This window comes from Niallia sp. FSL M8-0099, assembly GCF_038006945.1.
Lineage (GTDB): Bacteria > Bacillota > Bacilli > Bacillales > Cytobacillaceae > Niallia > Niallia circulans.
Map to the genome: position 1 here is coordinate 1 of NZ_JBBOWF010000001.1, position 16732 is coordinate 16732.

The 16732-nt window shown below is 44.1% G+C and carries 4 protein-coding genes and 5 rRNA genes; 8 read left to right on the plus strand and 1 reads right to left on the minus strand.

All coding sequences use genetic code 11. From position 1 onward, the window contains the following. Positions 1 to 1595: 1595 nt before the first annotated feature. The 4 genes from NSQ92_RS00010 to rrf all read left to right on the plus strand — a co-directional run bounded on the left by NSQ92_RS00010 (position 1596) and on the right by rrf (position 7612). The gene (locus tag NSQ92_RS00010) at positions 1596 to 2132 is read left to right on the plus strand and encodes a 2'-5' RNA ligase family protein (protein WP_047945089.1); all 537 of its coding nucleotides are present in this window, start codon (positions 1596 to 1598) and stop codon (positions 2130 to 2132) included. A gap of 290 nt (positions 2133 to 2422) precedes the next feature. Continuing rightward, positions 2423 to 3970: ribosomal RNA gene (locus NSQ92_RS00015) — 16S ribosomal RNA — on the plus strand. Between the two features lie 475 nt (positions 3971 to 4445). Then, a 23S ribosomal RNA gene (locus tag NSQ92_RS00020) occupies positions 4446 to 7381 on the plus strand. A gap of 114 nt (positions 7382 to 7495) precedes the next feature. Further along, positions 7496 to 7612 (plus strand): 5S ribosomal RNA (gene rrf, locus NSQ92_RS00025). Together the 16S, 23S and 5S rRNA genes form the textbook arrangement of a ribosomal RNA operon. Positions 7613 to 7693: 81 nt before the next feature. Here rrf and NSQ92_RS00030 read toward each other — a convergent pair. Next, positions 7694 to 8725, minus strand: a complete 1032-nt coding sequence (locus NSQ92_RS00030) for a serine hydrolase domain-containing protein (protein WP_144547505.1) — start codon at positions 8723 to 8725, stop codon at positions 7694 to 7696. 310 nt (positions 8726 to 9035) lie between these two features. On the opposite strand from NSQ92_RS00030, the gene istA reads away from it, so the two are divergent. From istA to NSQ92_RS00050, 4 genes are all read left to right on the plus strand, one after another. Then, positions 9036 to 10325 (plus strand): IS21 family transposase, encoded by a 1290-nt coding sequence (gene istA / locus NSQ92_RS00035; RefSeq protein ID WP_061801336.1) that lies wholly within the window; start codon positions 9036 to 9038, stop codon positions 10323 to 10325. Beyond that, positions 10325 to 11083 (plus strand): IS21-like element helper ATPase IstB, encoded by a 759-nt coding sequence (gene istB, locus NSQ92_RS00040; RefSeq protein ID WP_061801337.1) that lies wholly within the window; start codon positions 10325 to 10327, stop codon positions 11081 to 11083. The genes istA and istB overlap by 1 nt, the downstream gene beginning before the upstream one ends. A 669-nt stretch (positions 11084 to 11752) precedes the next feature. Continuing rightward, positions 11753 to 13300 (plus strand): 16S ribosomal RNA (locus tag NSQ92_RS00045). Between the two features lie 475 nt (positions 13301 to 13775). Beyond that, a 23S ribosomal RNA gene (locus tag NSQ92_RS00050) occupies positions 13776 to 16711 on the plus strand. Positions 16712 to 16732 lie beyond the last annotated feature (21 nt).

Here is a 16732-nt window from a genome sequence, read left to right on the forward strand (position 1 = left end):
ACTAAAAGACCTAAAACAATATGCTTTTAGGTCTTTTTTTGTGATAATTAGAAAATTGTAGTTTGTATGTAAGGAAGTTTCCATAATTAAAAACGCTCGAACCGCCTAAAAGCAAATACTGTTAGTGCGTAAAAATTGCTGATAATATAAAAAGTTAAATAAACGGTAATTGGAGTTTGTCAAAATTTTGGTCATCATTAAAATAATGGTTGCTTCATTTCGGAGTGTAGCAAGACTCCATTTCATATATTTGGATATAACCATGAACAGCAGATAGTTTTCCGACGAAATATAAAAATTCCATGGGAGTAATCCAATTGAAGAAACTAGGATGCTGGGGCATAAAGCCAATAAGTTTACGATAGTCCCGTTGTAAGAGATGGGATCTTTTGTTGGGGATAGCAAACCAGCGAGCATATGAAGAGTGGTTGTTTTTCCTGCTTGATGGTCTTTAAATTGTTTTTCTAATTGATTTACTTGTACGAATATTTTAGTATCTCCTCAATTATTTTTTCTTCCTATGACAAAATATAAAATAGGTTCTGAATGAACTAACAAACAAAATAAGTGAAAACCATAGTTACTTTGGTCCGTTAGTTTCTTCTTGTTTGGTGCAGTTAATGACGGCTGTCACCATTAAAATGACTTGGAGTATAAGAATAAGAGCTAATAATGACCAGTTTACTTTTCATAATTCATCCAAAGTTATTTCCCCTTTCGCATTTTTCTTATTTTAGGCAAGATAATAAGCAGGTAGTAAAGAATGGATGGGAGTGGAAGAGAAATCAATCCCCATATTCCCCATATTCCCCAAAACCATGCGAAGCTTGTTTTTTCCTTGGCGTGGATAAACAAAAACGTTCCCTAAGCTAACAGAGCGAGATCAGTAAGAATAATAAATAGGAATTAATTCTGTCATTAAATACTTTTCTTTCTTGTTTTCGCAATTAGTCGATGAGGGCATCTTCATTTCCTTCTTTTGCAAGTTTAATAAGTCTTTTCTCGTTGTCTAAAGTAAAACCGATGCCTCTTTTTTCTTTTTCAAATCATAAGACGGTTAATCGCTGCGAATCGTTTATTAAATTTTATTTTTTAGATTATATCTATTATTACTAATAAAATCCTTAGGGCATAGAGACATTATAGGTGTACATAAAAAGAATGTATGTTAAACTTCTGTTACCTTAATTTAATCTAAGTGTTTTGAAAAGAGAAATGTTTAGGTAGTAAATGGAAAATGTGATAGGCGAGATAATAAGAAAAGCAAAAGATTTACTTATGCAAACAAATAAAGGTGACTTTAAGTTTCCGGGAGATGGGACTTGTAGAAGCGTTATGGAGGGAAGTGAGGGGATATCGTATATTTTCAAATGATATCTCATTATTACTTGGGTGAGCTGTGAAGGACGAAAAGGTAGAGCGAGGGTTAGATGCTTAAGAGTCTAAAATTGATTTTACGCCAGTATAGATATTTGTTGATAAGACGATTGAAGGAAATAAATATGATTATCTCATTTAAATTACAACCCGTGGATAGCTAGAGAAAATTTGGTTTTTAGAAAAAAAGACACTATATACTAAAGGAGAAGAATGCGATGTATGCAGTAGTTGCATTGTTTAATCCAGAATTAGAACAAAGTATAAAAACGATATGGGAAGGCTTGGAGAGTAATGGCATCTCTTATTATGCGAGGGAAGTAGAAGATAGAGTACCACATATTACAATAGCAAACTATAAGGAAATTCCCGTTAGGAACTTTATAAATAAGATGAGGACCTTTTATAAAGATAAAGAAAAAGTACGACTTGACTTTCAAACAGTAGGATCTTTTATAAATACAAAAACGTTATTTTATTCCCCGACTATAACTGAAGAGTTACTTGATTTACATTCTAATCATCATAGAAATTTTGCTTCCTTTATTGATGATAAAGAGTCAGTATATCTTCCGGGTAAATGGATTCCACATTGTACTTTAGCTAATAGACTTTCTGAAGAAAAGCTTCAGGATGCATATAATTATTGTTTAAAGATAAATGAAAAGCTAAAAGGGGAAATAAACCGAATAGGATTAATTAGAATAGATAGTAAAAAGCATGTTCCGCTTATATATTCTGAGAGTTTAATGTGATTGAAAAAAATATAAAAAAACAGTTGACGGTTAAATGGATATTTGTTAATATATAAAAGTTGCCTCGAACGGTAACGATAATTGATAATTTAATAGCTAAAAGTTTTAAGAAAATTATTGACTTGTGACTATTAAATGTGATACGATATAAAAGTTGCATCTGATAGCAACAAACAAATTGCTCTTTGAAAACTGAACAAACAAACGTCAACAATAATCGTTTTATAACGAATGTTGTAAAACAAAAAAGTAACAAAAAGCTAGAGTTTAGCAATGAGCTAATCAACTCTTTATTGGAGAGTTTGATCCTGGCTCAGGACGAACGCTGGCGGCGTGCCTAATACATGCAAGTCGAGCGGACTTTAAAAGCTTGCTTTTAAAGTTAGCGGCGGACGGGTGAGTAACACGTGGGCAACCTGCCTGTAAGACTGGGATAACTTCGGGAAACCGGAGCTAATACCGGATAATCCTTTTCCTCTCATGAGGAAAAGCTGAAAGACGGTTTACGCTGTCACTTACAGATGGGCCCGCGGCGCATTAGCTAGTTGGTGAGGTAACGGCTCACCAAGGCGACGATGCGTAGCCGACCTGAGAGGGTGATCGGCCACACTGGGACTGAGACACGGCCCAGACTCCTACGGGAGGCAGCAGTAGGGAATCTTCCGCAATGGACGAAAGTCTGACGGAGCAACGCCGCGTGAGTGATGAAGGTTTTCGGATCGTAAAACTCTGTTGTTAGGGAAGAACAAGTACAAGAGTAACTGCTTGTACCTTGACGGTACCTAACCAGAAAGCCACGGCTAACTACGTGCCAGCAGCCGCGGTAATACGTAGGTGGCAAGCGTTGTCCGGAATTATTGGGCGTAAAGCGCGCGCAGGCGGTCCTTTAAGTCTGATGTGAAAGCCCACGGCTCAACCGTGGAGGGTCATTGGAAACTGGGGGACTTGAGTGCAGAAGAGAAGAGTGGAATTCCACGTGTAGCGGTGAAATGCGTAGAGATGTGGAGGAACACCAGTGGCGAAGGCGACTCTTTGGTCTGTAACTGACGCTGAGGCGCGAAAGCGTGGGGAGCAAACAGGATTAGATACCCTGGTAGTCCACGCCGTAAACGATGAGTGCTAAGTGTTAGAGGGTTTCCGCCCTTTAGTGCTGCAGCAAACGCATTAAGCACTCCGCCTGGGGAGTACGGCCGCAAGGCTGAAACTCAAAGGAATTGACGGGGGCCCGCACAAGCGGTGGAGCATGTGGTTTAATTCGAAGCAACGCGAAGAACCTTACCAGGTCTTGACATCCTCTGACACTCCTAGAGATAGGACGTTCCCCTTCGGGGGACAGAGTGACAGGTGGTGCATGGTTGTCGTCAGCTCGTGTCGTGAGATGTTGGGTTAAGTCCCGCAACGAGCGCAACCCTTGATCTTAGTTGCCAGCATTCAGTTGGGCACTCTAAGGTGACTGCCGGTGACAAACCGGAGGAAGGTGGGGATGACGTCAAATCATCATGCCCCTTATGACCTGGGCTACACACGTGCTACAATGGATGGTACAAAGGGCAGCAAAACCGCGAGGTCGAGCAAATCCCATAAAACCATTCTCAGTTCGGATTGTAGGCTGCAACTCGCCTACATGAAGCTGGAATCGCTAGTAATCGCGGATCAGCATGCCGCGGTGAATACGTTCCCGGGCCTTGTACACACCGCCCGTCACACCACGAGAGTTTGTAACACCCGAAGTCGGTGGGGTAACCTTTTGGAGCCAGCCGCCTAAGGTGGGATAGATGATTGGGGTGAAGTCGTAACAAGGTAGCCGTATCGGAAGGTGCGGCTGGATCACCTCCTTTCTAAGGAAAATGGAATTTACATTCCATCATAGATTGTTGACGATTTGTTGTTCAGTTTTGAGGGAGCAATTCCTCAAAAACAGTAATAAGTTTGAGGGTAAAGAGAAACGAGTAGATCAAGGAAGCGAATGCGCGAGCACCGGAGCGTACAACAGTACGTGAGGAGCAGAGCGAAGAAGCTGACGAAGAGATGCGAAGTTTATCTTTAGCCGAAATTGTTCCTTGAAAACTAGATTATGAAAAGTAAGAACCAAGAAAGAAACCGAGTAATCGCCATCTTAGATTCTCTATTTTAGAGAATTACTTCTTTGGAAAGTAGTCGTATTAAACGAATACTCCTTCAAAGATTGGAGAGCAAAGAGAAGCAAGTAGGTCAAGGAAGCGACCGAACGAGCACCGGAGCGTACGACAGTACGTGAGGAGCAGAGTGAAGAAGCTGACGAAGAGATACGCCGCTTATCTTTGGTCGAAACTAAGTTAAGTTAGAAAGGGCGCACGGTGGATGCCTTGGCACTAGGAGCCGATGAAGGACGGGATTAACACCGATATGCTTTGGGGAGCTGTAAGTAAGCTTTGATCCAGAGATTTCCGAATGGGGAAACCCTCTATCCGTAATGGGATAGAATCTTTACCTGAATACATAGGGTACTGAAGGCAGACCCGGGGAACTGAAACATCTAAGTACCCGGAGGAAGAGAAAGCAAACGCGATTCCCTGAGTAGCGGCGAGCGAAACGGGATTAGCCCAAACCAAGAGGCTTGCCTCTTGGGGTTGTAGGACACTCTATATGGAGTTACAAAGGAACGGGGTAGACGAATCGATCTGGAAAGGTCAGTCGTAGAAGGTAAAAACCCTGTAGTCGAAACTTCGTTCCCTCTTGAGTGTATCCTGAGTACGGCGGGACACGAGAAATCCCGTCGGAAGCAGGGAGGACCATCTCCCAAGGCTAAATACTCCCTAGTGACCGATAGTGAACCAGTACCGTGAGGGAAAGGTGAAAAGCACCCCGGAAGGGGAGTGAAATAGATCCTGAAACCGTGTGCCTACAAGTAGTTAGAGCCCATTTATGGGTGATAGCGTGCCTTTTGTAGAATGAACCGGCGAGTTACGATTACATGCGAGGTTAAGTTGAAGAGACGGAGCCGCAGCGAAAGCGAGTCTGAATAGGGCGAAATAGTATGTGGTTGTAGACCCGAAACCAGGTGATCTACCCATGTCCAGGGTGAAGTCCAGGTAACACTGGATGGAGGCCCGAACCCACGCACGTTGAAAAGTGCGGGGATGAGGTGTGGGTAGCGGAGAAATTCCAATCGAACTTGGAGATAGCTGGTTCTCTCCGAAATAGCTTTAGGGCTAGCCTCAAGATTTAGAGTATTGGAGGTAGAGCACTGTTTGGACTAGGGGCCCCCATCGGGTTACCGAATTCAGACAAACTCCGAATGCCAAATACTTATTCTTGGGAGTCAGACTACGAGTGATAAGATCCGTGGTCAAGAGGGAAACAGCCCAGACCACCAGCTAAGGTCCCAAAGTATACGTTAAGTGGAAAAGGATGTGGAGTTGCTTAGACAACCAGGATGTTGGCTTAGAAGCAGCCACCATTTAAAGAGTGCGTAATAGCTCACTGGTCGAGTGACTCTGCGCCGAAAATGTACCGGGGCTAAACGTATCACCGAAGCTGTGGATTGACATCTATGATGTCAGTGGTAGGAGAGCGTTCTAAGGGCGTTGAAGCTAGACCGTAAGGACTGGTGGAGCGCTTAGAAGTGAGAATGCCGGTATGAGTAGCGAAAGATGAGTGAGAATCTCATCCACCGAATGCCTAAGGTTTCCTGAGGAAGGCTCGTCCGCTCAGGGTTAGTCGGGACCTAAGCCGAGGCTGAAAAGCGTAGGCGATGGACAACAGGTTGATATTCCTGTACCACCTTTAAATCGTTTGAGCAATGGGGGGACGCAGGAGGATAGGGTAAGCGTGCTGTTGGATTAGCACGTCCAAGCAGTTAGGCTGGTAATGAGGCAAATCCCATTACCACATAAGCGGAGCTGTGACGGCGAGGGAAATATAGTACCGAAGTTCCTGATTCCACACTGCCAAGAAAAGCCTCTAGCGAGATTTAGGGTGCCCGTACCGCAAACCGACACAGGTAGGCGAGGAGAGAATCCTAAGGTGAGCGAGAGAACTCTCGTTAAGGAACTCGGCAAAATGACCCCGTAACTTCGGGAGAAGGGGTGCTCTTGCGGGTGCAAGCCTGCGAGAGCCGCAGTGAATAGGCCCAGGCGACTGTTTAGCAAAAACACAGGTCTCTGCGAAGCCGCAAGGCGAAGTATAGGGGCTGACACCTGCCCGGTGCTGGAAGGTTAAGAGGAGGGGTTAGCACGTTAGTGCGAAGCTCTGAATTGAAGCCCCAGTAAACGGCGGCCGTAACTATAACGGTCCTAAGGTAGCGAAATTCCTTGTCGGGTAAGTTCCGACCCGCACGAAAGGTGTAACGATCTGGGCACTGTCTCAACGAGAGACTCGGTGAAATTATAGTACCTGTGAAGATGCAGGTTACCCGCGACAGGACGGAAAGACCCCGTGGAGCTTTACTGCAGCCTGATATTGAATTTTGGTACAGCTTGTACAGGATAGGTAGGAGCCTTGGAAGCCGGAGCGCCAGCTTCGGTGGAGGCATTGGTGGGATACTACCCTGGCTGTATTGACATTCTAACCCGCACCCCTGATCGGGGTGGGAGACAGTGTCAGGTGGGCAGTTTGACTGGGGCGGTCGCCTCCTAAAAAGTAACGGAGGCGCCCAAAGGTTCCCTCAGAATGGTTGGAAATCATTCGTAGAGTGTAAAGGCACAAGGGAGCTTGACTGCGAGACCTACAAGTCGAGCAGGGACGAAAGTCGGGCTTAGTGATCCGGTGGTTCCGCATGGAAGGGCCATCGCTCAACGGATAAAAGCTACCCCGGGGATAACAGGCTTATCTCCCCCAAGAGTCCACATCGACGGGGAGGTTTGGCACCTCGATGTCGGCTCATCGCATCCTGGGGCTGTAGTCGGTCCCAAGGGTTGGGCTGTTCGCCCATTAAAGCGGTACGCGAGCTGGGTTCAGAACGTCGTGAGACAGTTCGGTCCCTATCCGTCGTGGGCGTAGGAAATTTGAGAGGAGCTGTCCTTAGTACGAGAGGACCGGGATGGACGCACCGCTGGTGTACCAGTTGTCTTGCCAAAGGCATCGCTGGGTAGCTATGTGCGGAAGGGATAAGTGCTGAAAGCATCTAAGCATGAAGCCCCCCTCAAGATGAGATTTCCCATAGCGCAAGCTAGTAAGATCCCTGAAAGATGATCAGGTTGATAGGTCAGAGGTGGAAGCGTGGCGACATGTGGAGCTGACTGATACTAATAGATCGAGGACTTAACTAAAATGAAAAGCGGAAACGCCTGTTTATCGGCGTTGGAGCTGGACAATATTGATTACTCATTCTTTCTTTTTACTTCATAATCTAGTTTTGAGGGAACAACCTCACAAATAAATAGTCTGGTGGCGATAGCGAGAAGGTCACACCCGTTCCCATACCGAACACGGAAGTTAAGCTTCTCAGCGCCGATGGTAGTTGGGGGTTCTCCCCCTGTGAGAGTAGGACGTCGCCAGGCACTAAAAGACCTAAAACAATATGCTTTTAGGTCTTTTTTTGTGGGGAAAAGTGCTGGCTTAATTTATTGTAAGGGACAGACTTATTCCATTTTTAATATTAACTGATCTTCAATGAGTTTCGAAACTTCAAACGCACCTTCAGATTTATTTGAACAGATAACAGTATGAATTTGTGATTTGGGGTAAAAGGCAGAATGAAAATTAACTCCAGGATCGTAACCCATAATATGATATTTAAAAATAGCATTTTCCTTTTTCTCTATCCATAACCCATAACCATAAAATCCGGTTGATTTCTTTGTTTGAATAAATGGAGTAAGTAACTTGGAAGTATATTCATCACTTAATAATTGATTAGTTAGAAGTGCATTCCATAAACTTGACATATCAAGTGCAGTTACAAATGCGCCTCCATCTGCACCACCTTTTGCAGGCAATGAGTAAATATTTGTTCTCCATTTATTGTTCGGCAAATCGATATAACCTAAAGCAGTGTTTTTTGGAAGAGCATCTAATTCATAATAACCAGAGTTTTGCATTCCGACCTTTTTAAAAATATTTTCTTCGATAAAATCAGTAAATGACATTTTACTTACTTCCTCGATGACCAATCCAAGCAAAATATATCCTGCATTATTATAATGAAATTTTTCACCGGCACTTGATTTCATTGGTTTATTCTGAAAAAGAGGCAAAAAATCGGTTAACTTTCTTATGTGATACATGGGAAGGTCTATCCACAACTCCTCGAAATCATCCATTATTTCCTCGTCGAAATAGTCTGGTATTCCTGCTGTGTGTGTTAAAAGGTGATGAATAGTAATATCTTTATTAAAATTTGGAAAGATAATAGGAAGACAGTCTTCTAATTTTGATTCAAAAGATAGTTTACCTTTCTCGACAAGTTGGCAAATAGCGATTGACGTAAATAATTTACATCCTGATGCAATGCCAAAGCGTGTATCTATAGTGTTTTTTATGTTGTCGCTACGATTAGCATAACCATAACTTGCAGAAAATAAATTATTTTCTGCTTTTTTGATAAGAATGGTTCCTGAAAACTTATTTCTATTTACAGTAATTTTTATTTGGTTTTCTAAACTAGTTTCCATTGTATCTCTCGCTTTCTAGTTAGTATATCTTTACTCTAACTTAACTCCATCCATATTGTACCATATAATTTATTTTCAAAAGAGCCATTGAAGTATCTTTCGGGTTTTGGAAATTAAATACGGATTTTTGTATGGAACAAAATAACGCGTTTTTCTCATGTAAAAGTTAATATAGTGGGGAAAATAAAAATGAACCAAAAGAATATCCTTGGGTTAATTAGAAATGCTATTTTAAATATGTACAATAATGCTTGGATAAATATGTACAAATTTGCTTTCATTTTACATACTAGTCTTGAGGTGACTAGTCATGTATATATCATTAAATGTCGATGTTAATTTTGAGATTAATAGTCTTTCAGACTTACCAAAATTCAAACAAATAATGGAGCATATGAAAATGAAAATTAATAAGAGTAAATTGGCTGAAGAACTTGGAGTAGATCGACGAACAGTTGAGAAATATCTAAATGGTTTTGTCCCCAAGAGGACAAGAAAAAAGTCCTCAAAAATTGATGAATATTATGAAGTGATCGCTGCTCTTTTATCTGAGGATTCTAAACAGGTGTTTTATTATCGGCGGGTGCTTTGGCAGTACTTAAAGGATAATCACGGTTTAGACTGTGGTGCTTCGACCTTTCGAGCCTATATCGCTCGAATACCTGAATTTAATGCTTACTTTGTGGAGGACAAACGTATTGCTTCTCCGAAGGGGACGGTTCGCTATGAAACTCCGCCAGGTAAACAAGCTCAATTAGATTGGAAGGAAAATATTCAATATGAAACAAAAGATGGCGAGCAGGTCGAGATCAATGTAGCTGCGCTTATTCTATCTACTTCAAGATTGCGAGTATTCCACTTGAGTATTTCCAAGTCACAAAGTACGCTGTTTTCCTTTCTAACAGAAGCTTTTGAAACGTTTGGCGGTGTTCCTGAGGAACTCCTTACGGATAATATGAAAACAGTGATGGATGAAGCAAGAACGGAACATTATCCGGGTAAAGTGAATGCAAAGTTTGAGCAATTCGCAAAAGACTTTGGCTTTAAAGTGAAAGCCTGTATCGCTGGCAGACCAAGGACAAAGGGAAAAGTCGAAACGACAATGAAATTGTTAGACGAAATTCATGCCTATCAAGGACAATTCTCTTTAGAGGAACTGCATCAATTTATACAAGAGTTAGCCAACAGAGTGAATCACCAGATTCACCAAGGGACAGGAAGAATACCAATGATTGAATATAAAAAAGAAAGGAACCACTTACTCCAGCTACCAACTGATAAAGTAAGAGATTCCTATCGCATTAAGCACACACAAGTAAAAGTCAATGCATCCAACATGATCTCCTACAAATCAAACCAGTATTCCGTACCACCAGAATATCAAGGAAAGAAAGTAGGTTTACAAGTGTATGATAACAACTTATGGATTTATTATAACATGAAACTTATTGCACAGCATCCAATCAGCAAAGCGAAGCTAAATTATCAGGAAGCACATTATAAAGCAGGTTTGGCTGTTTCAGCCCCTTACTATAACTATCCGGAAATCGATGATTTGGCAAAGAAAAATCTAGCAACGATTGGAGAAGTGTATAAATAATGAATCTATCCACTAATTATCAACAATTATTAAGAAACCTAGAGTATCTAAAGCTGAAGCAAATGACTCTACATTTAAATGAAGTAATTGATTTCGGAGTCCAGAACCAGCTGTCATTTATTGATACGTTAATCAAGTTAACCAACTATGAAATTGATGTGCGAGAACAAAATATGACGCAGTCGATGGTAAAGGTGGCTGCATTTCCACATATGAAAGAAATAAAAGATTTTGATTTCACTTTCCAAACCTCAGTCAATCAGCAACAGATTCAAGATTTTCTAACCTTTCGCTTTATTGAAGAGAACGAGAATATTGTTTTCTTAGGACCAAGTGGTGTTGGCAAAACACACTTGGCCACCGCCATAGGGATTGCGGCAGCAAAGAAAAGAACAAGTACCTATTTCATTAAATGCCATGATTTAATTCAGAATTTAAGACGAGCACGATTGGAGAACCGCTTAGAAACTCGTCTAAAACATTATACAAAATATAAACTATTAATCATTGATGAGATTGGTTATTTGCCAATTGATCAAGAAGATGCGAAATTATTTTTCCAACTGATTGACATGCGATATGAAAAGCGCAGTACGATCTTAACAACGAACGTAAACTTTAAGGCATGGGATGAAGTATTTCAGGAGCCTAAGCTGGCAAATGCCATCTTAGATCGCATCTTACACCATGCGAAGGTTGTGACAATGGTGGGAAATTCCTATCGTTTAAAGGATCATTTAGTGCAAGAAAACGAGTGATTTTGTACATCCTTAAACGAGCGAAAATGTACATATTTGTGTTGACATTTATAGGTTAATTCCTTTTCGCAAGTATAAGGACGATGATAAAAACTTCAATAGAAAGAAACGAGAAAAAACTATTATGGTTTTTTAGGAGAGGACAATAGAGGTTGGCGATGAGTATTCAAAGTGCCCTATAGATTGTTGTAAGATAAGACTATAATAATCAAAGAAGGGAAATATTACTTATGTAAATTAATAAGGTAATCGTGATTTCCTGCTGTACTCAATATTTTGTTAATCTCAAAATAGAGATTTTATTAACAATTTAAGAGATCAGTATTCTTTTATTAATTAGGATTAAGAAAAAAGAGTGCTTAAGGTAAGCATATATATATGCTAAACTGAAAAAAACAGTTGACGATTAAATGAATAATTGGTATTATATAAAAGTTGCCTCGAACGGTAACGATAATTGATAATTTAATAGTTAAAAGTTTTTAAGAAAGTTATTGACTAGCAACTATTAAATATGATATGATATAAAAGTTGCTTCTGATAGAAGCAAACAAATTGCTCTTTGAAAACTGAACAAACAAACGTCAACAATAATCGTTTTATAACTAGTGTTATAGAATGACAACAAGTAACAAAAAGCTAGAGTTTAGCAATGAGCTAATCAACTCTTTATTGGAGAGTTTGATCCTGGCTCAGGACGAACGCTGGCGGCGTGCCTAATACATGCAAGTCGAGCGGACTTTAAAAGCTTGCTTTTAAAGTTAGCGGCGGACGGGTGAGTAACACGTGGGCAACCTGCCTGTAAGACTGGGATAACTTCGGGAAACCGGAGCTAATACCGGATAATCCTTTTCCTCTCATGAGGAAAAGCTGAAAGACGGTTTACGCTGTCACTTACAGATGGGCCCGCGGCGCATTAGCTAGTTGGTGAGGTAACGGCTCACCAAGGCGACGATGCGTAGCCGACCTGAGAGGGTGATCGGCCACACTGGGACTGAGACACGGCCCAGACTCCTACGGGAGGCAGCAGTAGGGAATCTTCCGCAATGGACGAAAGTCTGACGGAGCAACGCCGCGTGAGTGATGAAGGTTTTCGGATCGTAAAACTCTGTTGTTAGGGAAGAACAAGTACAAGAGTAACTGCTTGTACCTTGACGGTACCTAACCAGAAAGCCACGGCTAACTACGTGCCAGCAGCCGCGGTAATACGTAGGTGGCAAGCGTTGTCCGGAATTATTGGGCGTAAAGCGCGCGCAGGCGGTCCTTTAAGTCTGATGTGAAAGCCCACGGCTCAACCGTGGAGGGTCATTGGAAACTGGGGGACTTGAGTGCAGAAGAGAAGAGTGGAATTCCACGTGTAGCGGTGAAATGCGTAGAGATGTGGAGGAACACCAGTGGCGAAGGCGACTCTTTGGTCTGTAACTGACGCTGAGGCGCGAAAGCGTGGGGAGCAAACAGGATTAGATACCCTGGTAGTCCACGCCGTAAACGATGAGTGCTAAGTGTTAGAGGGTTTCCGCCCTTTAGTGCTGCAGCAAACGCATTAAGCACTCCGCCTGGGGAGTACGGCCGCAAGGCTGAAACTCAAAGGAATTGACGGGGGCCCGCACAAGCGGTGGAGCATGTGGTTTAATTCGAAGCAACGCGAAGAACCTTACCAGGTCTTGACATCCTCTGACACTCCTAGAGATAGGACGTTCCCCTTCGGGGGACAGAGTGACAGGTGGTGCATGGTTGTCGTCAGCTCGTGTCGTGAGATGTTGGGTTAAGTCCCGCAACGAGCGCAACCCTTGATCTTAGTTGCCAGCATTCAGTTGGGCACTCTAAGGTGACTGCCGGTGACAAACCGGAGGAAGGTGGGGATGACGTCAAATCATCATGCCCCTTATGACCTGGGCTACACACGTGCTACAATGGATGGTACAAAGGGCAGCAAAACCGCGAGGTCGAGCAAATCCCATAAAACCATTCTCAGTTCGGATTGTAGGCTGCAACTCGCCTACATGAAGCTGGAATCGCTAGTAATCGCGGATCAGCATGCCGCGGTGAATACGTTCCCGGGCCTTGTACACACCGCCCGTCACACCACGAGAGTTTGTAACACCCGAAGTCGGTGGGGTAACCTTTTGGAGCCAGCCGCCTAAGGTGGGATAGATGATTGGGGTGAAGTCGTAACAAGGTAGCCGTATCGGAAGGTGCGGCTGGATCACCTCCTTTCTAAGGAAAATGGAATTTACATTCCATCATAGATTGTTGACGATTTGTTGTTCAGTTTTGAGGGAGCAATTCCTCAAAAACAGTAATAAGTTTGAGGGTAAAGAGAAACGAGTAGATCAAGGAAGCGAATGCGCGAGCACCGGAGCGTACAACAGTACGTGAGGAGCAGAGCGAAGAAGCTGACGAAGAGATGCGAAGTTTATCTTTAGCCGAAATTGTTCCTTGAAAACTAGATTATGAAAAGTAAGAACCAAGAAAGAAACCGAGTAATCGCCATCTTAGATTCTCTATTTTAGAGAATTACTTCTTTGGAAAGTAGTCGTATTAAACGAATACTCCTTCAAAGATTGGAGAGCAAAGAGAAGCAAGTAGGTCAAGGAAGCGACCGAACGAGCACCGGAGCGTACGACAGTACGTGAGGAGCAGAGTGAAGAAGCTGACGAAGAGATACGCCGCTTATCTTTGGTCGAAACTAAGTTAAGTTAGAAAGGGCGCACGGTGGATGCCTTGGCACTAGGAGCCGATGAAGGACGGGATTAACACCGATATGCTTTGGGGAGCTGTAAGTAAGCTTTGATCCAGAGATTTCCGAATGGGGAAACCCTCTATCCGTAATGGGATAGAATCTTTACCTGAATACATAGGGTACTGAAGGCAGACCCGGGGAACTGAAACATCTAAGTACCCGGAGGAAGAGAAAGCAAACGCGATTCCCTGAGTAGCGGCGAGCGAAACGGGATTAGCCCAAACCAAGAGGCTTGCCTCTTGGGGTTGTAGGACACTCTATATGGAGTTACAAAGGAACGGGGTAGACGAATCGATCTGGAAAGGTCAGTCGTAGAAGGTAAAAACCCTGTAGTCGAAACTTCGTTCCCTCTTGAGTGTATCCTGAGTACGGCGGGACACGAGAAATCCCGTCGGAAGCAGGGAGGACCATCTCCCAAGGCTAAATACTCCCTAGTGACCGATAGTGAACCAGTACCGTGAGGGAAAGGTGAAAAGCACCCCGGAAGGGGAGTGAAATAGATCCTGAAACCGTGTGCCTACAAGTAGTTAGAGCCCATTTATGGGTGATAGCGTGCCTTTTGTAGAATGAACCGGCGAGTTACGATTACATGCGAGGTTAAGTTGAAGAGACGGAGCCGCAGCGAAAGCGAGTCTGAATAGGGCGAAATAGTATGTGGTTGTAGACCCGAAACCAGGTGATCTACCCATGTCCAGGGTGAAGTCCAGGTAACACTGGATGGAGGCCCGAACCCACGCACGTTGAAAAGTGCGGGGATGAGGTGTGGGTAGCGGAGAAATTCCAATCGAACTTGGAGATAGCTGGTTCTCTCCGAAATAGCTTTAGGGCTAGCCTCAAGATTTAGAGTATTGGAGGTAGAGCACTGTTTGGACTAGGGGCCCCCATCGGGTTACCGAATTCAGACAAACTCCGAATGCCAAATACTTATTCTTGGGAGTCAGACTACGAGTGATAAGATCCGTGGTCAAGAGGGAAACAGCCCAGACCACCAGCTAAGGTCCCAAAGTATACGTTAAGTGGAAAAGGATGTGGAGTTGCTTAGACAACCAGGATGTTGGCTTAGAAGCAGCCACCATTTAAAGAGTGCGTAATAGCTCACTGGTCGAGTGACTCTGCGCCGAAAATGTACCGGGGCTAAACGTATCACCGAAGCTGTGGATTGACATCTATGATGTCAGTGGTAGGAGAGCGTTCTAAGGGCGTTGAAGCTAGACCGTAAGGACTGGTGGAGCGCTTAGAAGTGAGAATGCCGGTATGAGTAGCGAAAGATGAGTGAGAATCTCATCCACCGAATGCCTAAGGTTTCCTGAGGAAGGCTCGTCCGCTCAGGGTTAGTCGGGACCTAAGCCGAGGCTGAAAAGCGTAGGCGATGGACAACAGGTTGATATTCCTGTACCACCTTTAAATCGTTTGAGCAATGGGGGGACGCAGGAGGATAGGGTAAGCGTGCTGTTGGATTAGCACGTCCAAGCAGTTAGGCTGGTAATGAGGCAAATCCCATTACCACATAAGCGGAGCTGTGACGGCGAGGGAAATATAGTACCGAAGTTCCTGATTCCACACTGCCAAGAAAAGCCTCTAGCGAGATTTAGGGTGCCCGTACCGCAAACCGACACAGGTAGGCGAGGAGAGAATCCTAAGGTGAGCGAGAGAACTCTCGTTAAGGAACTCGGCAAAATGACCCCGTAACTTCGGGAGAAGGGGTGCTCTTGCGGGTGCAAGCCTGCGAGAGCCGCAGTGAATAGGCCCAGGCGACTGTTTAGCAAAAACACAGGTCTCTGCGAAGCCGCAAGGCGAAGTATAGGGGCTGACACCTGCCCGGTGCTGGAAGGTTAAGAGGAGGGGTTAGCACGTTAGTGCGAAGCTCTGAATTGAAGCCCCAGTAAACGGCGGCCGTAACTATAACGGTCCTAAGGTAGCGAAATTCCTTGTCGGGTAAGTTCCGACCCGCACGAAAGGTGTAACGATCTGGGCACTGTCTCAACGAGAGACTCGGTGAAATTATAGTACCTGTGAAGATGCAGGTTACCCGCGACAGGACGGAAAGACCCCGTGGAGCTTTACTGCAGCCTGATATTGAATTTTGGTACAGCTTGTACAGGATAGGTAGGAGCCTTGGAAGCCGGAGCGCCAGCTTCGGTGGAGGCATTGGTGGGATACTACCCTGGCTGTATTGACATTCTAACCCGCACCCCTGATCGGGGTGGGAGACAGTGTCAGGTGGGCAGTTTGACTGGGGCGGTCGCCTCCTAAAAAGTAACGGAGGCGCCCAAAGGTTCCCTCAGAATGGTTGGAAATCATTCGTAGAGTGTAAAGGCACAAGGGAGCTTGACTGCGAGACCTACAAGTCGAGCAGGGACGAAAGTCGGGCTTAGTGATCCGGTGGTTCCGCATGGAAGGGCCATCGCTCAACGGATAAAAGCTACCCCGGGGATAACAGGCTTATCTCCCCCAAGAGTCCACATCGACGGGGAGGTTTGGCACCTCGATGTCGGCTCATCGCATCCTGGGGCTGTAGTCGGTCCCAAGGGTTGGGCTGTTCGCCCATTAAAGCGGTACGCGAGCTGGGTTCAGAACGTCGTGAGACAGTTCGGTCCCTATCCGTCGTGGGCGTAGGAAATTTGAGAGGAGCTGTCCTTAGTACGAGAGGACCGGGATGGACGCACCGCTGGTGTACCAGTTGTCTTGCCAAAGGCATCGCTGGGTAGCTATGTGCGGAAGGGATAAGTGCTGAAAGCATCTAAGCATGAAGCCCCCCTCAAGATGAGATTTCCCATAGCGCAAGCTAGTAAGATCCCTGAAAGATGATCAGGTTGATAGGTCAGAGGTGGAAGCGTGGCGACATGTGGAGCTGACTGATACTAATAGATCGAGGACTTAACTAAAATGAAAAGCGGAAACGCCTG